Origin of the sequence: Pyramidobacter sp. CG50-2 (assembly GCF_003612005.1) — a bacterium.
In the GTDB taxonomy this organism is placed as follows: Bacteria; Synergistota; Synergistia; order Synergistales; family Dethiosulfovibrionaceae; genus Pyramidobacter.
The window spans coordinates 23,545-46,737 of record NZ_RAWT01000015.1 but is presented as its reverse complement, the minus strand read 5'-3'; the positions used below and the strand labels follow the sequence as shown (position 1 = coordinate 46,737).

Here is a 23,193-nt window from a genome sequence, read left to right as displayed (position 1 = left end):
TGTTTCATGAACGGTATTATCTCAGAGTGACATTTTCTTGGAACAGTTATGGGGGACTTTATCACTGAACAACGACATGTAGTTTTGGGACAGCCTCTCTCAATGACTCATAATTTTCAGACGACAACACACGTAAAGAACAAAACGACGGAATCATTTCCTAAATCTTTATCTCGCTGGGGAAAACTGTTACACTTTTAATGGTTTGGACGTTTCTTTAATCGAGAATTTACGTCAACTCTTTCATGGGCATGAGATAAAGAAATTTTGTTCAAAGCGCCATCTTCAGTTGGACACATTCTTGCCAGATCTTCCTTCTTAAATTCCTTATCGTGCAGTACCGGGCCGTCCATGGGGGCAGCGCGGAGTGTTCTTATAAATCCTGCAAACGGCAGGCAGATTTCAAGGAGGTCATTAGGAATGGAAATGAAACGTTTCTCGGCAGCGGCCTTCGCCAGCGCCGCCCTGCTCTTCTCGGCGGCGGCGGCGATGGCCTGCACGCCCATGGGAGTGGGCGCCAAGGCGTCGGCGGACGGCTCCGTCATGGTGAGCCACACCTGCGACGGCTGGTACGACAACCGCATCAAGATCATTCCCGGCGGCGACCACAAAGAAGGCGAAATGGTCGACATCTACAACGTCATGTGCGTCGACACCCGCCCCAACAAGCCTCTGCGCAAAGTCGGCGAGATCCCGCAGGTCGCGCACACCTACACCTACTTCCAGATCGGCTACCCCTTCATGAACGACCAGCAGCTGATGATGGGCGAATTCACCTGGAGCGGGCGCGACGAACTGGCCTCCACCGAAGGCCTGATGTACATCGAGAACCTCGAGGCGCTCGGACTGGCCCGCGCCAAGACGGCCCGCGAAGCCATCAAGGTCATGGGCGAGCTGGCTGAAAAGTACGGCTACGCCGACGGCGGCGAGACGCTGATCATCGGCGATCCCAAGGAATGCTGGGTCTTCGAGGTCTGCGGCGGCGGCCTGTGGAACAAGGATTCCGGCAACCCCGGCGCTCACTGGGCGGCCAAGCGTCTTCCCGACGACGAAGTGTTCGTCGGCGCCAACCGTTCGCGCCTCGGCGTCATCGATCTGAACGACACCGAGAACACCATGCACTCCACCGACATCACCAAGCTGCCCGAGGCCATGGGCTGGTGGAAGCAGGGCGAGCCCTTCGATTTCTCCACGATCTTCAACCCCGAGCCTTACGGTTACGCCTACTACGCCGCACGCCGCGAGTGGAGAGCCCTGAACCTGGTCGCTCCTTCCCAGAAGTTCCCCGTGCTGGCCAAGTGGGAGATGTACCCCTTCTCCGTCAAGCCCGACAAGAAACTTTCCGTCAAGGACATCATGGACGTGTACAGCGATCACCTTGAAGGCACCGACTACGACCTCACCAAGGGCCTGGCCGCCGGCCCCTTCGGCTGCCCCAGCCGCTGGCAGACGCCCAAGGACGTTCGTCCCGAAGGCCGCAAGGGCGACGACTGGGAGCGTCCCATCGCGCTGTTCCGCTGCTCCTACAGCTTCGTCTCCCAGAGCCGCGCCGACATGCCCGACGCCGTGGGCGGCGTGCTGTGGTTCGGCGAGGATTCCCCCGATACCACCGTCTACGTTCCCATCTACTGCGGCGTGACCTCCGTGCCCAAGGCGTGGAGCGAGACGAAGCGCCACGTGTTCGACCGCGACAGCGCCTGGTGGGCGTTCAACCTCGTCAACAACTGGGCGACGATCCGCTGGGACGCCATCTATCCCGAGATCCGCGCCAAGAAGGCCAGCTACGAGGACAAGTTCTTCGCCGACCAGAAGACGATCGAAGACCACGCCGTCGAGCTGTACAAGAAGGATCCCAAGAAGGCGGTCGAATACCTGACGGCCTACACCAACAAGGCCATGAACGAAGTCAACGACGGCTGGTGGGATTTCGCCTTCGAGCTGATCGGCAAGTACTGCGACGGCGGCGTCATGCAGCCCGACGGATCGCAGAAGACCCCCGGCTATCCCACGGAATGGCTCAAGGCGGTCGACTTCGGCGGCATGACCGAGCGCGACCTGAAAGCAACCAACAGCAAGTAGTTTTTTCGCTTCCGCACCAGCGTTAAAAAGCCGGCGGAACTTTGCCGCCCCGGCGCAGAAGTTCCCGCCGGCTTTTCGTCTCGTGAAACGGAGAATCCGAACGTCTGACCCAACATAAGGAGGTAAAGGACCATGCGAGCAAAGAGCACTGTCATTTCCAGCGTACTTGGCGCCATGCTTCTCGCCGGAGCGGCTTCGGCCTGCACCGACGTGGTCGTCGGAGCGAAAGCTTCCGCCGACGGTTCCGTCATCACTTCCCATACCGCGGACGGCGCGTTCTACGACGCGCAGGTGCGCTTCATCCCCGGCGGCAAGCATGCCGACGGCGAGATGACGCCCGTTTTCTGGAACATCACCAACGACGAATCCGCCGAGATCACGAAGATCGGCGAAATCCCCCAGGCGCCGGAAACCTACGGCTATTTCCACGTCGGCTACCCCTTCATGAACGAGTACGGCCTGGCGATCGGCGAAAGCACATTCGCCCAGAAAGTCGAAATGAAGACGTTCCGGCCCGACGCGCGCGCCATCCTGACGATCGAGCAGCTCGAAGTCCTCGCGCTGCAGCGCACCAAGACCGCCCGCGAGGCCATCGCCCTGATCGGTTCTCTGGCGGAAAAATACGGATTCCTCGGCTCCTGTGATTTCGAAGGTGAAAGCCTGACGATCGCCGACGGCAAGGAAGCCTGGCTGTTCGAGATCCGTTCCGCCGGCATGATGTGGACGCCCGAAAGCGGCAAGCCCGGGGCGTACTGGGTCGCTCAGCGCGTTCCCGACGATATGGTGCTGATTACCTGCAACGTGGCCCGTATCCAGGAAGTCCATCCCGAAGACACGGACAACTTCATGGCCTCCAAGGACTACCGCCAGTTCGCCATCGACATGGGCTGGTGGGATCCCGCAAGCGGCGTCCCCTTCAACTGGGCGAAGGCCTACGCCCCTTACACGGGCGGCTGGGCGCTGTCGTCCGACTGGGTCCGCAACCGTCTCTACTCGCTGTACCGCCGTCTCGATCCCGACCGCGAGTGGGATCCGCTGGCGGAAGCGACGTCTTATCCCTTCGCCGTCAAGCCCGGCAAAAAGCTCTCCGTGCAGGACGTGCAGGCAATGCTGCGCAGCCATCACGACGGCACGCAATTCGACATGTACGACGCCGACGAATGGTTCATCCGCAAGGACGGCAAGCTCGTCAAAAGCCCTCTGGCCTCGCCGTTCCCCACCCGCGACATGCGCGCGCTGCTGAAGATGAACTACAGTCGCCCGGTCTCGGTGATCAACTGCGCCTACAGCTTCGTCGCCCAGGCCCGCAACGGCATGCCCAAGCCCTTGAGCACCATCCTGTGGTTCGGCTTCGACGCGCCCCACACCACCTGTTACGTCCCCATCTACTGCGGCGCGACCGACACAAAGGCCAGCTGGCGTCAGTTCGACCGCGACAGCTACACGCCCGAATCCGCCCAGTGGACGTTCATGCTCGCCGACGACCTCGTCTTGAAACGCTACGCCGAGGCCATGGCCGATCTCGAAGCCGTGCGCACGCCTCTCGAAAAGAGCTTCTTCGACGAGACGGCCCGCATCGACAAGGAAGGCGCCGAACTTTACAAAAAAGATCCCGCCGCTGTCAGCAAGAGGGTCACCGATTTCACCATCGACTGCATGGACAAGGCCGAAAAAGCCTGGCATCAGCTGAACAGGACGTTGATCACCAAGTACATCAACAACAAGAAGAGTTAAGCGTCTGGAAACGCCTGAACGGTTCAGCGCCGCTTCCGCAGGGAAAACGGCCTGGATCGTTCAGTTGCTTCATCAATTCTTATCTTTCACTGGAGGTTTTTTCATGAAAAAGTTATCCGCCGTTTTTGTCGCCTTGCTCGCCGCCTGCGTGCTGAGCAGCTTCGCGTTCGCCGTGGAAGTGCCCAAGCTGAACGCGCCCTTTATCGTTACCACCTGCGGCCAGAGCCCCGGCGCCGTCATGGTGCACATGTCGGCCATGCAGTCGAAGATCGCAGCCAACCACGACAACAAACTCACCGCCGACAAGCTGGCCGCCGCCAACGCCAAGACGCTGATCGTCACTTCCGGCACCAGCATGAAGGGCATGGGCGCCGCCGGCACCAACGTTGAAAACGAGATCGCCCGCTGCACCGAGCTGATCGCCGAAGCCAAGAAGCTCGGCATGACCGTGATCGGCGCTCACATCGAGGGCATGGCCCGCCGCACCGACAACTCCGACGCCGCTTCCATCGAAGCCGTGATGAAGGACGCCGATGTAATCCTCGCCGTCACCGACAGCGACAGCGACGGGTTCTTCACCAAGTACGCCCAGGAACACAACAAACCTCTGATCGTCGTCAAAGACGCTCTGGCCATCGGCCCCGCGCTGAAGGCCGCCGAATAAGGCAAAGGCGTTCCCGCAGCCTGTTCGCCGCTGGAACGCCTTATTTTTCCGCGCTCTTTTCCATTTAAATTTTTTCCGTTGAAAGGACGTATTTGTCAATGACTATGTTTGTCCATTCTTCGCTGGTGCTGGCTGCGGTCGTCGTAGCGTTCGCCATCGGCAAGAAAATGAAGATAAGCACGGAGCTGTCCATGTTTCTCTCGGCCCTGGTCGGGCTGGCGGTGCACGCGCTGCTTCCGAAGGGCGTCGACCCCCGTTCGCCCCTTCCCTTTGTGGAAATGATCCGTCACGTGGTCGAAGGTTCCTTCACTTACTTCGACGTGTGCCTGACCTTCCTGACGGCCACGTTTTTCATGATGCTCTACAAGGAGTCGGGCGGCGTGGCCTACATCGTGCGCTGCATCGTGCGCAGCTTCCACGCGCACCGTTTCGTCTGCCTGCTCTTCCTTACGGTCCTGATGCTGGTTCCCGGCGCCATCACCGGTTCGGGAGCGACGACGGTGCTGACGGTCGGCTCTCTGGTCGGTTCGGTGCTGATGACCATGGGCGTCTCCGAAGACCGCCGCGTGGCGCTGATCTTCCTGCTCGCGGCCATGAGCGCGGCCTGTCCGCCCATCAACCTGTGGGCCATGATGGCGGCCGCCGGCGCGAACATGCCCTACGTCGGATTCGGCGCGCCGCTGGCGCTGATGTCGATCGTCGGCGCTTTGTTCTCCACCTTCTGGCTGGCCGGGCGCGGTAAACCGATCGACGTGGAGCAGGCGCTGAAGGAACTGCCCGAAGCTCCGGCCGGATGGAATTGGCAGAAAGCCGTCATTCCCTTCGTGGTGCTGGTCGGTCTGGTCATCGCCGGACGCGCGTTCCCCTTCAACTTCCCCGTCCTCGGCCTGCCGCTGGTGTTCATGATCTCGGCTCTTTCCGTCATCGTGCTGAGCCCCATTCGCCTGCGCATCTTCGCGGTCGCCCGTCAGACGGTCGAGAACCTGCTCGGCCTGGTCGGCGCGATGGTCGTCGTCGGCACGCTGATCCAGGTGCTGGCGCTGAGCGGTGCCCGCGGGCTGCTGTCGCTGATGGTGGTGACGCTGCCGTTGACGGTGCTGTTCGCCACGCTGTGGATCATCCTGCCGCTTTCCGAAGGCGTGCTCCAGTACGCCGTCGCGCCTCTGTTCGGCGTACCGCTGATCATGCTGTTCAACATGCTCGGGCTCGACCCGATCGTGTCGCTTTCCACCTGGTCGGTGATGTGGCCCGTCGGCGACTGTCTGCCTCCCACCGCGGTGGTCGGGCGCGCGGCGGTCATGGAGCTTGACTACAAGGGAAATTACTGGAGCGGTTTCGTCAAGACCGCGCTGGTCCCCATGCTCTTCATCCTCGCCGTCTGCACGGCCTGCATGGTGTACAGCAAAGAGCTCGCCGCTGTGATTGGAGGTTAGTCGATCATGATCATGCTGAACAATATCGTTATGTGGCTGTATTACGGGATCGCCGCGTTCTTCCTGCTGGCGGTGGTCATGAACTTCGTCAAAACGAAAGATCCGCAGAAAGCCGTGCTTTACAGCATCGTCATGATGCCCTTCGTACTGCGCCTTCTGCGCCTCAAGTAAAGGAGGGCGCGCGCAATGAATCTGAAAGCCGTAAAATGCCTTGCTCTCGTCGTCGCCGGAGCGGCGGCGGCCACCGCGGGCATGCTCTTCAAAGAACACCGCGAATTCAAGGAACCGGTCGTGCCCAGCGCGGCGCTGACTCAGGTCAAAAAACTGAGCGAATACTTCCCCGACGGCGGGCTCAAAGGGACCGTCAACGACGCCAACGTCTACTTTTTCGACAGCGGCGTGCCCGGCGGCACGATCCTGATCATCGGCGGCACTCACCCCGAAGAGCCGGTCGCCAACATGTCGGCCCAGGTTTTCACGGAGAACGTGAAAGTCACGCAGGGACGGGTGATCGTCATCGATCGCCTGAACACCAGCGGCTCGACGCTCACGCGTCTGGGCGAAGCCTATCCCCGCTTCACTCACGTCAAGACGGACTGGGGCGTCAAACGCTGGCGTTTCGGCGACCGCGCCAGCAATCCTCTCGACTCGTGGCCCGATCCCGAAGTGTACATCCACTACCCCAGCGGCCAGAACCTGGCCTATATGGACATCCGCAACGCCAACCGCGCCTGGCCGGGGCGCGCCAACGGGCTGCTCACGGAGCGCACGAATTACGCCGCCATGCAGCTGATCCGCCAGGAACGCGTCGACATGACGATGGACTTCCACGAGGCCGAGCTTGAGTATCCCGTCGAGAACACGATGGTCGTGCATGAAAAGGGGCAGGACGTCGGCGCGATGACGTCGATGACGCTGACCTCGACGATGTTCGACGTCCCCATCGGCATGGAATTCTCGCCCAAGGCCCTGCACGGCCTGTCGCACCGCGAGATCGGCGACCACTCCGAGGCCACGTCCTATCTGTGCGAAGTGGCCGAGCCGATGCTCGACCGTATCCGCGGCATCACCGACGAAGAACTGGCGATGTCGGGCAAGGACCGTTTCGTCATGAAGGCCGGCGAGCACCATCTGCTCTACTCGCCCATCGACGAGAACGGCTGGCCGGCGGAAAAGCGCGTGGCGCGCCACGTGCAGACCGTGCTGACGCTGATCGAAGTCAACAACATGATCCATCCCGACAAGACCATCCTGATCGAGGACGTCCCCGGCTACCGGGAGATCATGGATAAAGGGCTGGGATTCCTGTTCCACAATCCCGCCGAAGCTCCCAAGGACCGTCTGTATTACGATTAGGCCTCAAAGCCAATTCACGAAGGAGGAAAAAAATATGAAACGTATTTCCGCAACGCTTTTCGCCGGCGCCGCTCTGATAGCCGCCGCTTCGGCGTCGGTCGCCTGCACGCCCATGGGCGTCGGCCCGAAGGCCACCGCCGACGGTTCGATCCTCGTCGCCCATACCTGCGACAGCTGGTACGACGCCCGCGTGCGCGTGGTGCCCGGCGGCGAGCACCAGCCCGGCGAAATGGTCGACGTCAAGATCGTCTCCTGCATGGACAGCCGTCCCGGCCGTTCGCTGACGGTCGCCGGCCAGATCCCTCAGGTCGAGCGCACCTACACGTATTTCCATATCGGCTATCCATTCCTCAACGAGCATCAGGTCATGATCGGCGAGCACACATGGACCGGCCGCGATGAAGTGCAGAGCGCCAGCGGCCTGTTCTACATCGAGAACCTCGAGGCCCTCGGCCTGCAGCGCGGCAAGACCGCCCGCGAAGTAATCAAAGTCATGGGCGAACTGGCCGAAAAATACGGCTACGGCGACGGCGGCGAAGGCCTGGTCATCAGCGACGGCAAGGAATTGTGGGTCTTCGAGATCTGCGGCGCCGGCCTGCTGTGGACGAAGGACAGCGGCAAACCGGGCGCCATCTGGGCGGCCCGCCGCGTGCCCGACGACGAGTTCTTCGTCGGCGCCAACCGTTCCCGCCTCGGCGTGATCGACTTCAACGACAAGGACAACTTCATGTACTCCGCCAACATCACCACGCTGGCCGAGGAAATGGGCTGGTGGAAAAAGGGCGAGCCCTTCAACTTCTCGCACATTTTCGACAACGGCAGCTACGGCGAAGCGGCCAAGAACAGTTTCGGCAGCTCGCGCCGCGAGTGGCGCGCTTTCGACATCGTCGCGCCCTCTCTCAAGCTGACGCCCGGCTCGGGCCTTCAGGATTATCCGTTCTCGGTCAAGCCCGATCACAAGCTGACCGTTCAGGATCTTGAGAAGATCTACAGCGACCACCTCGAAGGCACGCCCTACGACATGACCAAGGGTCTGGCGGCCGGTCCCTTCGGTTCGCCCGCCCGCTTCCGCCCGCAGAAGCCCAAGCACGACATGGAAGACCGCAAGGCGTGGGCTTCCTGGGAACGCGCCATCGCCGTGCCGCAGTGCTCCTACAGCTTCATCGGCCAGACCCGCGCCGACCTGCCCGCGGCGATCGGCGGCGTGCTGTGGTTCGGCCTCGCCGCTCCCGACACGACCGTTTACACGCCCATCTACGCCGGCGTCACCGAACTGCCGCAGAACTGGGGCGACAACGACCGCGTCAACTTCAACACGGAGAACCCCTGGTGGGCGTTCAACTTCGTGCAGCAGTGGGCGCAGCACCGCTGGGACATGATGTATCCCGAGATCCGCGCCAAGAAGGCCGCGATCGAACAGCGCTACTTCGACGCGCAGCCCGGCGTCGAAAAATTGGCGCTCGAACTCTACGCCAAGGATCCCGCCGCGGCCAAGGCGTTCCTGACCAACTACTGCGCCACGAACATGAAAGCGCTGGAGAAAGATTGGTGGGCCTTCGCCGCGCAGCTGATCTCCAAGTACGGACAGATGCCCTTCTACGTCGAAGACAACAAGATCAAGCAGCCCGGCTACGATCCCGAGTGGCTCAAAGCCGTCGATTTCGGCAATACGATGGCCGACGACGTCAAGAACGGGCGCTAAGGCTCCCGAAAAAAACGGCATGAATTAACCTGACAGCACTGTTCCACGTGGAACATTCGAAGAGGCCGAAGGCTGATGAATCAGATTTCATCAGCCTTCGGCCTCTTTTTATCGGCGACGTATCAAAAAGGAAACGACGTTTCTGCGTCCCTTAGCGCAGATAATTTTTCATCTCGGCGGCGCTGTTGAGGAAGGCCTCGTAGGCGCGCGCCGTTTCGTAGACGTCGGCTTTGCTGGCCAGTTCGAAGGGGGCGTGCATGCTCAGCAGAGCCACACCGCAGTCGAGCACGTGCATGCCGTAGCGAGAGGCGAAGGGCGCGATCGTGCCGCCGCCGCCCAGGTCGATGCGTCCCATGGTGCTGATCTGCCACGCCACGTCGGCGTCGTCGAAAACGTCGCGAACCATGGCGACGAATTCGGCATTGGCGTCGTTGCAGCCGCTTTTGCCCTTGGAGCCGGCGTACTTGACGATGGCCGGTCCGCTGCCGAGGCGCGCGGTGTTGTTCACCTCGAACGCGTCGGCGAAATTCGGGTCGTAGCCGACGGTGACGTCGGCGGACAGCAGTCTGGAATTCTCCAGCGCCAGATCCAGGTCCAGCGCGTCGCCGCCGCATAGGCGCACGAGGCGGGCGGCGAGGTTTTCCATGTAATGGGAGTTCATGCCGGCGTTGCCGTTGCTGCCGACTTCTTCCTTGTCGACGAACATCACGCCGGCGGTGTAGGCCGGGCGCGCCACGTTCAGCATGGCCCGCAGGGCGGTGTAGACGCAGACGCGGTCGTCGTGCGCGTAGGAAGCGATCATCGAGGCGTCGAGGCCGACGTCGCGCGCGCGGCCGGCGGGGACCGCTTCGAACTCGGCGCTGACGAAATCCTTTTCGGCGATGCCGTAGCGTTCTTCCAGCAGCGCGAGGATCTGTTTCTTGACGGCATCCCCCTCGGCCCCGGCCAGCGGCACGGAACCGACGACGAGGTTCAGTTCTTCGCCTTTAAGCCCCTCTTCGAGGGAGCGCTTCATCTGCTCGGCGGAAAGGTGCTTGGGCAGATCGCTGACGTACATGACGGGATCGTTTTCGTCCTCGCCGACGACGACGTCGACGCGCTCGCCGCCTTTTTTGACGACGACGCCGTGCAGGCTGAGCGGCAGCGCCGCCCACTGGTATTTTTTGATGCCGCCGTAATAATGGGTTTTCATCAACGCGTAGCCGTCCTTCTCGTAAAGGGGGTTGGCGCGCAGGTCGAGGCGCGGCGCGTCGGCGTGGGCGCAGATCAGGTTCATGCCGTCGGTCAGCGGTCTTTGGCCGATCACGAAGAGCGCGGCGGCCTTGTTCTGGCGCAGCGCGTACACTTTGTCGCCGGCGTTCAGTTCGCGGTGCGCCGCGCACAGCTCGTCGAGATCTTCATAACCAGCGGCGCGCGCCTGACGGATCACTTCGGCCGCGGTCTCGCGTTCGGTCTTGCACGCGTCGAGAAAGGCCTTGTAGCCTTCGGCGAACTCCATGATCGCGCTCTGCTTGTCCTGCTTCCAGAGCGACGGATAAAGACGGGTGAAACCGTTCTGACTCATTGAGATACCTCCCATAAAACTTAAGATGAATTCGTCCCGTAATTTCAGATTATACCGGAAAACGGAAGAAACCGCAGACGGAATACCGCGTCCGGATATAAAAAAGCCGCAAAGTCAGCCATATTCACTGACTTTGCGGCTTTTTTCAGCGTTTCTTCGCGGCGTTGTCAAGGTTCCGCAGGATCTCGTCCATGGTATGCCAGCCCAGCACGGCGCACTTGACGCGCGCCGGCATGTGGGAAACGTCGCGCAACGCGCCGGCCTCTTCGAGCTCTTCGATCTCTTCCTCGGAGGCCGCGCCCTGGATCATGCGCCGGAAGATGTCCGACAGGCGCAGGGCCTCCTCTTTCGTGCGGCCGATGACGAGGTCGAGCATGATGTCCGCCGAAGCCTGCGAGATCGCGCAGCCGTCGCCCGCGAACGCGCCGTCGACGATGACGCCGTTTTCGATTTTGAGGCTGAGCGTGATGTCGTCGCCGCAGGACGGATTGACACCTTCCAGCGAGAAGCCGGCGTTTTCGAGCGCGTGTTTGTGCGCCGGACGAACGTTGTGTTCGGTGAGGATTTCGTTGTAAAACGTCCTATTCTCCATCGCGGCCCATCTTCTTTCGGATGCCCGCCAGGCAGGCGATAAAACGGCGGATGTCTTCCTCCGTGTTGTAAAAGGCGATGCTGGCGCGCGCCGTCGAGCGGCAGCCGAGATGTTCGAGCAGCGGCTGGGCGCAGTGATGGCCGGCCCGCACGCAGATGCCGGCTTCGTCGCAGATCGCCGCGATGTCGTGCGGATGCACGCCGTCGACCGTGAAGGAAAGGATGCCGTGGTGGTCGAGTGGATCGTCGCTGCCGAGCACATGCACGTGCGGGATCTTTTTCATTTCCGCCAGCGCCAGTGCGCAGAGGGCGTTTTCGCGGCGCTGGATCGTTTCGAAGCCGACGGACTGGATGTATTCGATCGCCGCCGCCAATCCCGCCGCGCCGCCGGCGTTGACGGTGCCGGCCTCGAACTTGTGCGGCACGGGCGCGTAGGTGGCGCCGTCGCGTCGGACGGACTCGATCATCTCGCCGCCATAGAGGAAGGGCGGCATCTTTTCGAGCAGCTCGCGCCGTCCGTACAGCACGCCGATGCCCATCGGCGCCAGCATCTTGTGCCCGGAAAAGGCGAGAAAATCGACGCCGAGCTCCCGCACGTCCACGGGCCGGTGCGGCACGCTCTGCGCGCCGTCGGCGACGAGGATCGTGCCGTTGCGGCGGCACAATTCGGCAAAAGTTTTGAGATCGTTTTCCACGCCCAGCACGTTGGAAACGTGCGTCACCGCCGCCAGCCGCGTGCGCGGCGTCAGCGCCGCGGCGAACGTTTCCGCCGTCAGCGAGCCGTCCGGCGCGCAGTCGACGAACTTCAGCGCCGCGCCGGCCGCGCGGGCGGCGTTCTGCCAGGGCAGCAGATTGCTGTGGTGCTCCATGACGCTGACGAGGATCTCGTCGCCGGGGCGCAAAAAGTTCATGCCCCAGCTGCAGGCGACGAGGTTCAGGCTTTCCGTGGCGTTGCGAGTGAAGACGATCTCCTCGGGCGCGGCGGCGTTGACGAACTTCTGCACGACCGCGCGCGCGTTCTCGTAGGCCTCCGTCGTCGCCACGCTCAGCCGGTACAGGCCGCGCAGCGGGTTGGCGTTGCTTTTCTCGTAATAATCGCGCACCGCGTCCAGCACGCGCTTTGGCTTCTGCGTCGTCGCCGAGCTGTCGAGATAGACCAGATCTTTATCGGCGAAAATCGGAAAGTCGCCGCGCAGGCGCTCGTCTTCCCGTTTCAGTTCCGTTTCATTCATCGTTCGTTCCTCCGTTCAACCAGCGTTCCACGCCGCGCCGCGTCGTTTCGTCGGGGATCTTCGCGGCCACGGCGGCGACGCGCGCGCGGGCCATCATCTCGTACGCGTCGTCGCGGGGCAGCCCGCGCGACTCAAGATAAAACAGCAGCCGGTCGTCGAGGCGTCCGATCGTGGCGCCGTGATTGCCCGTCACGTCGTCTTCGCCGCAGAGGATCAGCGGGATCGTCCGGTTGACGACGCCGTCGTCCAGCAGCAGCACGTCCTCTTTTTCGTCGCCCGACGCCTGCGCGGCGCCGCGGCGAAAGTCGATCGTGCCGCGGAACAGTTTGAAAGCCTTCTCCCGCAGCACGCCGGAAGCGTTGATCTCGCTTTGCGTGCGGCGTCCTTCGTGCAGCGCCGTGTAGTTCATGTCGAGCCGTTCGGTTCCGCGCAGCAGATAGCCGACGTCGGCCTTCAGCGCGCTGCGTCGCCCTTCGAGGGCACACTGCGCGCCCATGAAGACGTTCCCGCCGCCCAGCGCCAGCTGGATCAGCTCCACCCGCGCGCCGTCGGCGCACCGCGCGCCCACGTCGTTGAAAAACGTCAGCCCGCCGCCAAGCCGTTGGATCTGCACCAGACGCAGCAGCGAGTTCCGTCCCAGCTCCATCTTCGTCTGCGCGCCGGCGAACCCCGCCGCGCCGGGGGCCGAACGGAAATCCATGACCGCCGTCAGCTCGCCGCCTTCGCCCGTCTCCAGCTCCACGGCGTTGAACGCTGCCGCGCCGTCCGCGTAATCAAAGCTGAAACGCAGCGCTTCGTCCACTTTTCCAGCGGCCGCGTATCTGCGGACCGGCAGCGCCGCCTCCTCCACCAACCGCTCCACGTCCGGCCCCATGCCGGACGCGCAGCGCAGCGACGGCGCGGGCAGCGTTTCATCCGCGACGCCCGCGGGGACTTCGGCGGCAAAAGCTCCCTCGCCGCCGACCCGCGCAGCCGTTTCCGTCCCGTTCATGCGCAGCCAGTTCCACGTCGGCGCGGGCAGGCGATTGACCTTCATCTCCATCGAATCCATGAAAGTTTTCCTCCTCTAGCCGATGCTGCCCTTCATTTCCAGGCGGATCAGATTGTTCATTTCCACCGCGTATTCCAGCGGCAGCTCCTTGGAGACGTTGTCGGCGAAACCGCTGACGATCATGGCGCGCGCCTCGTCCTCGGGAATGCCGCGCGACATCAGGTAGAACACCGCTTCGTCGCTGATGCGGCCGATCTTGGCTTCGTGACCGACGTCGGCATCCGGCGTGCGGACGTCCACAGCGGGGATCGTGTCGCTGCGGCTGATCGCGTCGAGCATCAGCGACTGGCACGAGACCGACGACTTGGCGCGCTTCGCTGCGGCGTTCACGACCACGGCGCTGCGGAAGGTGCCGACGCCGCCGTCCTTGGAGATCGAGCGCGTGGCGACGTACGACGACGTCGAGGGCGCGGCGTGCACGACCTTCATGCCCGTGTCGAGATTCTGCCCGCGCCCGGCGAAGGTGATGCCGGTGAACTCCATGCGCGCGCCGTCTCCGTTCAGGATCGTCATCGGATAGAGATACGAGACGTGCGAGCCGAACGATCCCGACACCCATTCCATGGTTCCGCCCTCCTCGACGACGGCGCGCTTGGTGTTGAGGTTGTACATGTTCTTCGACCAGTTCTCGATCGTGGAATAGCGCAGCCGCGCGTTTTTGCCCACGAACAGCTCTACGCAGCCGGCGTGCAGGTTGGCCACGTTGTACTTGGGCGCCGAGCAGCCTTCGATGAAGTGCAGGTCGGCTCCTTCGTCGAGGATGATCAGCGTGTGCTCGAACTGTCCCGCGCCGGGCGCGTTGAGGCGGAAATACGACTGCAGCGGGATCTCCACCTTCACGCACGGCGGTACGTAGACGAAGGAGCCGCCCGACCAGACCGCGCCGTGCAGCGCCGCGAACTTGTGGTCGCGCGGCGGCACCAGCTTCATGAAATGCTCCCGGATCATCTCCGCGTACGGGCCGCGCAGCGCGCTCTCCAGATCGGTATAGACTACGCCCTGCGCCGCCACTTCGGCCTTGACGTTGTGATAGACCAGCTCGGAATCGTACTGCGCGCCGACGCCGGCCAGCGACTGCCGCTCCGCCTGCGGGATGCCGAGGCGCTCGAACGTAGTTTTGATGTCCGCCGGCACGTCGCCCCAACTGGCGTGCATGCGCTCCGTATCGGGGCGCACGTAGGTGACGATGTTTTCCATGTTCAGCCCGTCGAGCGGCGGCCCCCAGTCGGGGAGCGGCAGCTCTCCGTAAACTTTCAGCGCGTTCAGGCGAAACTCGCGCATCCACGGCGGATCGTTTTTTTCCGCGGAGATCCGGGCGACGATCTCCGCCGTCAGCCCCTCTTCGACTTTGTAGGCGTCCTTGCCCTCGAAACGGAAGTCGTAGCGGCTGCGGTCCAGGTCTTCGACGTACGTCTTTTCTTTCATGGAGCTCACCTGCCGAGAAAGCGTTCGAAACCGCGCGCGCCGATCTCGCCGACCAGCTCCGCGCCGCCGGAAGCGACGAGCCGCCCCCGAACGAGCACGTGCGCGGCGTCGACGCGCAGCGACTCGAGGATGCGCGCGTTGTGCGTGATGATCATCAGCGCCGCGTTTTCGTCCTTCTGATATTCGCGGATGCCGGCGGAAACAACGTGCACCGCGTCGACGTCGAGCCCCGAATCCGTCTCGTCGAGGATGGCGAAGGACGGCTTGAGCATGAGCAGCTGAAGGATCTCCGCTTTCTTCTTCTCGCCGCCGGAAAAACCGACGTTCAGATCGCGGTCGGCGTAAGACGAATCCATGTGCAGGACTTCCATCGCCTTCGCCAGATCCTTGCGGAAAGCTCCAAATTTGACGCGCTCGCCCGTGCGCTGCTCCAGCGCCGTGCGGAGAAAACCGCTCAGCGCCAGCCCGGGCACTTCCAGCGGCGCCTGAAACGACAAAAACATCCCCGCTTTGGCGCGCTGCGCCGCGGATGTTTCGGTCACGTCCCGGCCGGCGAAAAAAATTTTCCCCGTGCCGACCGTATAGCGCGGATCGCCCATCAGCGCGTACCCCAAGGTCGACTTGCCGGCCCCGTTCGGCCCCATGAGGACGTGCGTCTCGCCGGCGTTCACCGTCAGGCCGACGCCGCGAAGGATCTCCCGGTCCTCCACGCGCACGGTCAGGCGATCGACTTTCAACAGTTCTTTCAACATGGAACTCCCCCATTGATCTCGGATTGTCACGATAAACCTATTATATCAATATGTTTTTCTCCGACAAGAATAAATTCCTATAAAAAAGATCGGCAATGATTTTTACGCAACGGGATTCCCGCCGCGGAAAATTCTTCGTCGCCTGTTTCCGCAAAGTCGTCCGAGGTGAAGCGAGCGATATGAAAGAGCCCTTTGCGCGTTTTCGACAAAATGAAGCGAAACTTTCGACGAACTTTGCCTGATCAATCGTCCGCTTGAAAAAATTCAGGTCTTGTCAAAGGGGGAAATCACCCTATAATTATTATGACCTCGTCCTCGTGACGAGAGACTCCACCGCCGGCCGTTCCAGTGCCGCGCAGTTGGAATACGAAGGGGCGAAAACTTTTACACAAAAAAATGCCGGACCCTGTGGGAGCAAACCGGCACAGGCTATAGGGAGGACGACGGCTTCATGTCCGACCTGTAACAGGAGGATGAGACTTTTGACCAACGCGGCTGTACCGTTGATCCAGGTGAAAAACCTGCGCAAGAGTTACGAAGACGGAGCGACCATTTTAAAGGGCGTCTCCATCGACATTGAAGAAGGGGACCTTGTTTCCATCATCGGCCCCTCGGGCTGTGGCAAATCCACCTTTCTCAGGTGTTTGAACTGCCTCGAATACATCGATTCCGGCACGATTTCCATAGCCGGCGTAACGGTCAGCCGTTCCACTGAGGACGAAGAGAAAGACCGGGATTTCGACAAGAAGTTCCTCGACGCCTGCCACAAGATGCGTCAGGAAGTCGGAATGGTTTTTCAGAGTTTCAATCTCTTCCCGCACAAAACCGTTCTTGAAAACATCATGCTGGCCCCGATGGTGGTCAAGCATGTCAAAGAAGAGGACGCCAAAAAACAGGGCCTTGAACTGCTCGACAAAGTCGGCCTGTCCGATTTTGTCGACAAGTATCCCGTCACCATGTCGGGCGGGCAGACCCAGCGCGCCGCGATCGCCCGCGCGCTGGCCATGCAGCCCAAGGTGATGCTGTACGACGAGCCGACTTCGGCGCTCGATCCGGAGCTGGTCGGCGAAGTCCTTCAAGTCATGAAGGATCTGGACCGCGACGGCATGACCCAGGTCGTGGTCACCCATCAGATGAACTTCGCCCGCGACGCCTCGGACTACATCGTCTTCATGTACGACGGCGAAATCGTCGAGAAAGAAGACGGCGACGTCCTCTTCACCCAGCCCAAGGATCCCCGCACGCAGAACTTTCTGCGCCATCTCAACGGAGTGAGCTACTGATGAAACGGCTGCGTACTCTTCTCTGCGCCCTGCTGGCGCTGCTGGCCATCGTCTCTCCGGCCCTGACGGCGGATCAGCCGATTCTGAGGTGGGGCGGCGATTCCGAGGGCAACGTGCCGTACATGTTCATGGATCCCCGCGACGACAAGATCATGATCGGCTTCGAGATCGACATCGTCAACGCTCTGGCCGAACGCATGGGGATGACGCCTCAGTTCGTCCACAACGGCTGGGACAATCTGATCCCCGGCCTCAACCTCGGGCTGTACGACATCGCCCTGAGCGGCCTGGAGATCACGCCGGAGCACAAAGAAGAAGTCGATTTTTCGCTTCCTTATTACAAAACGTTCCTGCAGCTGGTCGTTCAGAGGGGCAATCCCGTCCGCATCAATTCGCTGGAGGACTGCGTAGGCAAACGCGTCGGCACGCTGAAACAATCCTACGCTTTCTTCACGCTGGCCGATGCCGGCGTGGATGAGATCCGCACCTACGACAACGAGATCAACGCCTATCAGGACATGGCCCATGACCGTCTCGACGCGGTGCTGATGGATTCGCCGATCGCCATCTTCTACGCCGGTTTCAACACGGATCTGGAGTTCGTCGGCGAGCCGATCGGCGAGATCAGTTACGGTATTCCCGTGCGCAAGGGCGAGACCGAGCTGCTGGCCAAACTGAACGCAGCGCTGGTTTCCATCCGCGACGACGGCACGCTGCGCGGCATTTACGACCGATGGAACATGTGGACGCCCGTCATGGCAAAATTCTTCAACGACGATTCGCCGGCCCGCTTCGGCCCCGACAAATTCAATGTCTGGGCGGAGTATCAGCGGCAGGGCATGACGCTGAAACAGCGCTTCGAACGCTACATGGGTTTTCTGCCCACGTTCGGCAAGGCCGCCGTCGTCACGCTGGAAGTTTCGGTCTGCGCGATGAGCCTGGCCATCGTGCTGGGGCTGCTGCTGGCGATCACGCGCCTTTTCGCGCCCAAACTCCTCTCCCGTCTGGCGACGGCCTACATCGAGGTAGTGCGCGGCACGCCGGTGCTGATCCAGCTGTTTTTCATCTTCTACGGTCTGCCCAACATCGGCATCAAACTGTCGCCATTCATGGCCGGCGTGATCGGCCTGGGCATGAACTACGCCGCCTACGAGGCCGAAAACTACCGCGCCGGATTGATGGCAGTGCCGCGCGCTCAGATGGAAGGGGCCCTCGCCTTGGGCATGGACAAACGCCAGGCGCTGCGCTACGTGGTCATCCCCCAGGCCGTGCGCGTCTCGCTGCCGCCGGTGACCAACGATTTCATCTCGCTGCTCAAAGATTCGTCGCTGGTCTCCATGATCACGCTGATCGACCTGACCAAGGCTTATGGTCAATTGGCGAACACTTATTACGATTATTTCGGCATCGGCATCATGGTCGCCGTGATCTACTTCCTGTTGGGGCTGCCCTTTGTGCGTCTGGCCCGCTACACCGAACGCCGCCTCGCCGTGGCCATCCGCGGCAACCGCTCTGGAAAGCATGGCCGCGACGCGACGCTGCGCCCCGCGAGCTATCACAATTAATCTTATTCACGTACCGCCATCTTCCAGAATGCGAGGTTGATACTACTTCATGAGAATCAAGCCGAAGATAGGCGTCATCGTGTTCGCGACGCTGCTTTCCGCTTCATGCTCTTTCGCCGCCGAGTTCATGCCCGACACAGTGTTGAGATGGGGCGGCAACTCCGAGGGCGGAGTGCCCTTTATCCTGTACGACCCTTCCGAGCCCGAAAAACTGACGGGCTTCGAAACCGAAATCGCCGAGGCGCTCGCGGCTGAAATGGGATTGAAACCCCAGTTCGTGCAGAACGTCTGGGACATCCTCATCCCCGGCATGCAGCGCGGTCTTTACGACATCGCCATCAACGGCATCGAGGTGACGCCGGAGCGGCAGGAGATGATCAACTTTTCCATTCCCTACTACGTCACCTACCTGCAGATGGTCGTCCCCAAGGGCAATCCCGCCGCCGTCAGCAACCTCGAAAACGCGCGCGGCCACACGATCGGTACGCTGCGCGGCTCTTATGCCTACGAGACGCTGGCCAAGGCCGGCATCGCCGACATCCGCAGCTACGAAAATGAAGCCACGGCGTACCAGGACATGCAGAACGGCCGCCTTGACGCCGTCGTCATGGACGCGCCCATGTCGATCTATTATTCGCAATTCAATCCCATGTTCGAGTTTGTGGGCGAACCGATCGGCCGCATGGAATACGCCATGACGATCCGCAAGGGAGAAGAGGCGTTTTTAAAGCGCGTCAACGAGGCGATCGTGACGCTGCGCGACGACGGCACGCTGCGCCGCATCTACGACCGCTGGAACCTTTGGAACCCGCTCATGGCGGAATACTTCAACGACGACCGTCCGGCGCTCGAGAGACCCGTCATGTACGAGCATTGGGCGGACATCCAGCGCGGCGCGCGCAGCTGGCCGGAGCGGATCAAACGCTACGTCGGCTTTTTGCCGTCGTTCGGCCGCGCCGCCGTCGTGACGCTGGAGGTTTCCATCGCTTCGATGGCTTTGGCGCTGGCCGTCGGCCTCTTCATCGCCGTCTGCCGCCTCTTCGGTCCGCTGCCGCTGCGGGCGTTCGCCACTTGTTACACGGAATTTATCCGTGGAACGCCGGTGATGATCCAGCTGTTTTTCATCTTCTACGGACTGCCCAACGTCGGCGTGCAGCTCTCTCCCTTCGTGGCCGGAACGCTGGCGCTGGGGCTGAACTACGCCGCCTACGAGTCGGAGAACTACCGCGCCGGGCTGGAAGCGGTACCGCGCGCTCAGATGGAAGGCGCGCTGGCGCTCGGCATGACCAAACGAGAAGCGCTGCGCCACGTGATCCTGCCCCAGGCGATCCGCGTTTCCCTGCTGCCGATGACCAACGACTTCATCGCCCTGCTCAAGGACTCCTCGCTGGTTTCCATCATCACGCTCGTCGACTTGACTCGCACCTACGGGCAGCTGGCCACGGTCAACTACGACTACTTCGGCACGGGGTTCATCGTCGCGGTCATCTATCTGCTGATCGGCACGCCTTTCGTGCGCATCGCGCGCAAGCTGGAAAAGAAGCTCAACGTCTCCCTGCGCGGGCGCCGCGTCTTCGCCGTCCACCGCGCGGCGAATTACAACGAGTGATACTGTTTCTTATTAAAAAGTCGAACGCGAGGGCGCTGCGGGAGAGATTCACAAAGCGAGCTGCGCAGACCGTATAGAGTGGTCTGCGCAGCTCGCTTTATCGATCTTCTCCACAATGCTTCTTCGGAGATCGTCCAATGTTTTATCGCTCGGGTCTGCCCTTGTCTTCTCGGCTTCTTCACGATACCCCTTGTTCTCATTGAGGACAAACGGGCGGCGACGCCGGGGATCGCCGCAAGTCTTTCGCTCTTCTACTGCGGCTGACTCAACTGCTGTTGTTCGGCTTTCTGGATCAGGAAAGAGATCAACACTTCCACGGCTTTGGTCTCGCACAGGCCGTAGACGAGATGAAAAGCGCGATACACTGCCGGTTTGAAGGTCAGCACGGCGACGGCCGGCGAGGTTTGGGCGGCGAAACGCGAGACGATGCCCGCTTCGGCACCGTTAGCGACGGCGTTGACCACGCCCATCGTGTGACCGAACTGCAGCTCCGGCTCTTTGAAAGTGCCCGTGCGGCTCTTGTAGATGCGCTCCCACGTCTGCCGGCTGCCCGAGCCGGAGGTGCGCCCGACGAGCTTGAGCCCGCCGATTTCTTCCATGGGGATGTATTTTCTCGCGGCGAGAGGATGATTGTGGTTGACGATCAGCACCAGCTCGTCGTGATAAAAGGGCAGGCTGGTGAAACCCGGCAGGCTCCGGTCGGAGCCGATCACGGCAAGATCGGCCTTTTTGTCGGAAAGATCCTCGAGCGCCGACTGCGAATCGCCTTGCGTGACCTGTACGCTCACGCCGGGATGTTTTTCCATGAACTCCACGAGGATCTCCGGCAAGATGAAATCGCCGGGGATGGAACTGGCGCTGATGCGCACCGTGCCATAAAGTTCCTGAGAGATCTCGGCGATCTGGATCCGCGCTTTCTTGCGGGTATCCAGCATCTTCAGCGCCGCTTTGTAGAGCACCGCGCCTTCCGACGTGAGCGTAGAATGTTTATGGCCGTTGGCGAACATGGAAGCGCCCATTTCCGCTTCGATGCGGGCCACGCGTTTGCTCACCGCCGGCTGCGAGACTCCCAGAGCAGCGGCAGCGGCGGATATGCTTCCCTTTTCCACGATGGAAACGAACGTCTCCAACTCCTTGAAATCCATGCAATCAGCTCCCTTGCCGTCAAAGTCTATAAATAAAAAGAATGAAGTGTCAGGGACATTATACATGAAATTCGCCGTTTGGGGTACTTGTCAACAGAAATTTATTGTAGTATAGTACGTGTACACTAATCAACAGGGAGGTCTTTTTGATGACTCTAGGTCTTCGGATCCGCACGCTTCGCAAGGCGCTCAAGATGACGCAGCAGCAGCTCGCCGACGCGACGGAAGTCAGCAGGATTTACATTCAGGCGCTCGAGAGCAACCGCCGCAGTCCTTCGATGAAACTGCTCCACCGTCTTGCCGACAGGCTCGGCGTGGAGACCTCGGACCTTCTCGAGGAATTTCCTCGCGACACCGGCGGTCGTCTGCAGCTGGAAGAGCTCTTCGCCGGTCCCAAGCCGATGGAAATCTGGTACCGCAGCCACAAGCTCTCCGAAAAGGACGTGCACATGGTCCACCGGCTGATCGACGCCGCTCTGTCGGATTGGGAAGGCGAGCCGAAGCGTGGCAGATCGAGAAGAGCGAGAGATTAGCGCGGAGGAGGATTTCGTTTTTCCGCCGCCGCCCCGGTACATCGAGCCGTCGATCCTGAAAGAGGCGGCGGAGTGGCAGGGATTGGACGAGTTCGACGCGCTGGCCAAGCTGGAAGAGCGCGTTTCTCTCGAGGTCGAGACGACGCGCGTGCCGATGAGCCCCGACATGTGGGGTTTCACCTACACCAATCGCGAGCTGCGCCGCTGCCGCATCCACCTCAACAGCCGCCTGCCCCGCTTCTGGCAGGGCTTCGCCTTGTTCCACGAGATCCACCATCTGCTGCACGACAGCCGCGGCTGCTACTTCTGGTCGCAGACCAACGCCAACATGAACGCCTACGAATATCAGGCCGACCAGTTCGCCTGGGCCGTGCTGATGCGCGAGTGGGGCGAGGGCGACGGGGAGAGCGAAGAGTTCGGCAAGTGATTTTCCGTGGGAAAAAGATCAAACTGAGGAGGCCATTTTATGAAAAAGATATTTCCGTTCCTCTGCGCTTTCGCGCTGGCGTCGTCCGCCGCCGCGGGTTTCGCCTATAACATCGACGTCACCGTCGGCGGCGTCAGGTACACGGGGCGCACGTTCGGCAACGGCGTCGAATACCGCGTGGGCGGCAAAGTCGTCGGCTACGCGAAGACGATGGGCGGCGTGCTGACCTACACCGCGCCGAACAACGCCACGCTCGGCACCGTGCGCAAAGTGGGCAACTACTGGGAATATCGCGACGCCCGCAACGTCCCTATCGCCCGCGTGGAAGAGCTGGGCGGACGCCACACTTACAAGAGCGCGAACAGCAGCGTCATCGGCTACGCCGTGCCGCTCGGGGGCCGCACCGAATACCGCGCCGGCAACAACGCCACGATCGGCAGCGCCGACACCAACACGCTGCCGTTCCGCCCCATCCCGCTGGAGAATTATCTGAAACGGCAAAAGGAAGCGCCCGCCGATGGCGTCTGCCTGACCCGCGTCATCAAGCTGACGCCCGGCGGGCAGGCGATCGGCGCGGGGCTGCAGCCGGGCGATTTCCTGATCACCTTCGCGGGCAAGGATTGGACGATTTTCGACCTGCTGAACGCTTCTCATGAAGTAATGCATCCTAAAGTCGCTGAAAAGGTCAAATCGACCCGTGAAGACGACCATCTCGTCATGATCGTCTACCGTCCCGTCCCCGGCGAGCGCGACCACGCCGGCGGCGCGATCATCGCGCTGGCGCCGATGAACCCCGGCGTGAAAGGATATACCTACACCACGGCGGCGGACTGCGAATATTACACGGTCGCCGGATCGAAAAAGTATGCCGCCGAGATCAAAGCCGTCTACGAGCGCTGGCTTGAACAGGAAAAAGCCAAGGCGGAACAGCCCGCCGGCGCTCCGGAGAAGTCGCCCGAAAACGGCGGCGCGGCCGGGAAAAGCTCCGCTTTGAACGCCGCGCTTCGTGTGCTTGAACTGTTGGCCGCCATCCTTGGCTGATCCATCG

Annotated in this window: 20 protein-coding genes; 13 read left to right on the top strand and 7 right to left on the bottom strand. The window is 61.5% G+C overall.

What is annotated here, in order from left to right; translation table 11 throughout:
* Positions 1-420: 420 nt before the first annotated feature.
* The 7 genes from D7D26_RS04800 (at position 421) to D7D26_RS04775 (ending at position 8,968) form a co-directional block, all read left to right on the top strand.
* A complete protein-coding gene (locus D7D26_RS04800) occupies positions 421-2,079 on the top strand; it encodes a dipeptidase (protein WP_120372248.1) in 1,659 nt (552 codons plus the stop codon).
* Between the two features lie 132 nt (positions 2,080-2,211).
* Positions 2,212-3,813, top strand: a complete 1,602-nt coding sequence (locus tag D7D26_RS04795; protein WP_120372247.1) for a dipeptidase — start codon at positions 2,212-2,214, stop codon at positions 3,811-3,813.
* 103 nt (positions 3,814-3,916) lie between these two features.
* Complete coding sequence (locus tag D7D26_RS04790; protein WP_078016682.1) at positions 3,917-4,477, top strand: DUF6305 family protein; 561 nt, start codon at positions 3,917-3,919, stop codon at positions 4,475-4,477.
* Between the two features lie 98 nt (positions 4,478-4,575).
* Complete coding sequence (locus tag D7D26_RS04785; RefSeq protein WP_120372246.1) at positions 4,576-5,910, top strand: C4-dicarboxylate ABC transporter; 1,335 nt, start codon at positions 4,576-4,578, stop codon at positions 5,908-5,910.
* Positions 5,911-5,916: 6 nt separating this feature from the next.
* On the top strand, positions 5,917-6,081 hold the full coding sequence (locus tag D7D26_RS12460) for a hypothetical protein (protein ID WP_168170081.1): 165 nt from the start codon (positions 5,917-5,919) through the stop codon (positions 6,079-6,081).
* Between the two features lie 15 nt (positions 6,082-6,096).
* On the top strand, positions 6,097-7,266 hold the full coding sequence (locus tag D7D26_RS04780; RefSeq protein WP_078016684.1) for a succinylglutamate desuccinylase: 1,170 nt from the start codon (positions 6,097-6,099) through the stop codon (positions 7,264-7,266).
* A gap of 34 nt (positions 7,267-7,300) precedes the next feature.
* Positions 7,301-8,968 (top strand): dipeptidase, encoded by a 1,668-nt coding sequence (locus D7D26_RS04775; protein WP_120372245.1) that lies wholly within the window; start codon positions 7,301-7,303, stop codon positions 8,966-8,968.
* A gap of 151 nt (positions 8,969-9,119) precedes the next feature.
* Here D7D26_RS04775 and D7D26_RS04770 read toward each other — a convergent pair whose 3' ends face one another.
* The 6 genes from D7D26_RS04770 to sufC form a co-directional block, all read right to left on the bottom strand.
* Entirely contained in the window at positions 9,120-10,532 is a 1,413-nt protein-coding gene (locus D7D26_RS04770) for an aminopeptidase (protein WP_120372244.1), read from the bottom strand.
* A 145-nt stretch (positions 10,533-10,677) separates the two neighbouring features.
* Positions 10,678-11,124 carry a Fe-S cluster assembly sulfur transfer protein SufU gene (gene sufU / locus D7D26_RS04765; protein WP_078016261.1) on the bottom strand — a complete coding sequence of 149 codons (447 nt, stop codon included), beginning with the start codon at positions 11,122-11,124 and terminating at the stop codon, positions 10,678-10,680.
* Positions 11,114-12,355, bottom strand: coding sequence for an aminotransferase class V-fold PLP-dependent enzyme (locus tag D7D26_RS04760; RefSeq protein WP_120372243.1), 1,242 nt, complete (start codon positions 12,353-12,355; stop codon positions 11,114-11,116). Before D7D26_RS04760 ends, sufU begins: the two co-directional genes overlap by 11 nt.
* The gene (locus D7D26_RS04755) at positions 12,348-13,406 is read right to left on the bottom strand and encodes a SufB/SufD family protein (protein WP_078016263.1); all 1,059 of its coding nucleotides are present in this window, start codon (positions 13,404-13,406) and stop codon (positions 12,348-12,350) included. The genes D7D26_RS04760 and D7D26_RS04755 overlap by 8 nt, the downstream gene beginning before the upstream one ends.
* Positions 13,407-13,421: 15 nt before the next feature.
* The gene (gene sufB / locus D7D26_RS04750) at positions 13,422-14,831 is read right to left on the bottom strand and encodes a Fe-S cluster assembly protein SufB (RefSeq protein WP_120372242.1); all 1,410 of its coding nucleotides are present in this window, start codon (positions 14,829-14,831) and stop codon (positions 13,422-13,424) included.
* 5 nt (positions 14,832-14,836) lie between these two features.
* Positions 14,837-15,583: a Fe-S cluster assembly ATPase SufC gene (gene sufC / locus D7D26_RS04745; protein ID WP_120372241.1), complete on the bottom strand. Its 747-nt coding sequence runs from the start codon at positions 15,581-15,583 to the stop codon at positions 14,837-14,839.
* Between the two features lie 482 nt (positions 15,584-16,065).
* Here sufC and D7D26_RS04740 point away from each other — a divergent pair, with 482 nt between their 5' ends.
* Genes D7D26_RS04740 through D7D26_RS04730 form a run of 3 tightly spaced genes read left to right on the top strand, consistent with a single transcriptional unit; the run spans position 16,066 to position 20,040 of the window.
* Positions 16,066-16,866, top strand: coding sequence for an amino acid ABC transporter ATP-binding protein (locus D7D26_RS04740; RefSeq protein ID WP_120372240.1), 801 nt, complete (start codon positions 16,066-16,068; stop codon positions 16,864-16,866).
* Positions 16,866-18,431 (top strand): ABC transporter substrate-binding protein/permease, encoded by a 1,566-nt coding sequence (locus tag D7D26_RS04735; RefSeq protein WP_078016267.1) that lies wholly within the window; start codon positions 16,866-16,868, stop codon positions 18,429-18,431. The genes D7D26_RS04740 and D7D26_RS04735 overlap by 1 nt, the downstream gene beginning before the upstream one ends.
* Before the next feature lie 49 nt (positions 18,432-18,480).
* On the top strand, positions 18,481-20,040 hold the full coding sequence (locus D7D26_RS04730) for an ABC transporter substrate-binding protein/permease (RefSeq protein ID WP_120372239.1): 1,560 nt from the start codon (positions 18,481-18,483) through the stop codon (positions 20,038-20,040).
* Positions 20,041-20,291: 251 nt separating this feature from the next.
* Here D7D26_RS04730 and D7D26_RS04725 read toward each other — a convergent pair whose 3' ends face one another.
* Positions 20,292-21,185, bottom strand: coding sequence for a LysR family transcriptional regulator (locus tag D7D26_RS04725; RefSeq protein ID WP_078016269.1), 894 nt, complete (start codon positions 21,183-21,185; stop codon positions 20,292-20,294).
* A 149-nt stretch (positions 21,186-21,334) separates the two neighbouring features.
* Here D7D26_RS04725 and D7D26_RS04720 point away from each other — a divergent pair, with 149 nt between their 5' ends.
* Genes D7D26_RS04720 through D7D26_RS04710 form a run of 3 tightly spaced genes read left to right on the top strand, consistent with a single transcriptional unit; the run spans position 21,335 to position 23,186 of the window.
* A complete protein-coding gene (locus D7D26_RS04720; RefSeq protein ID WP_078016270.1) occupies positions 21,335-21,718 on the top strand; it encodes a helix-turn-helix domain-containing protein in 384 nt (127 codons plus the stop codon).
* Positions 21,690-22,145: an ImmA/IrrE family metallo-endopeptidase gene (locus D7D26_RS04715; RefSeq protein ID WP_120372238.1), complete on the top strand. Its 456-nt coding sequence runs from the start codon at positions 21,690-21,692 to the stop codon at positions 22,143-22,145. The genes D7D26_RS04720 and D7D26_RS04715 overlap by 29 nt, the downstream gene beginning before the upstream one ends.
* Positions 22,146-22,184: 39 nt before the next feature.
* The gene (locus D7D26_RS04710) at positions 22,185-23,186 is read left to right on the top strand and encodes a PDZ domain-containing protein (RefSeq protein ID WP_120372237.1); all 1,002 of its coding nucleotides are present in this window, start codon (positions 22,185-22,187) and stop codon (positions 23,184-23,186) included.
* Positions 23,187-23,193: the final 7 nt, after the last annotated feature.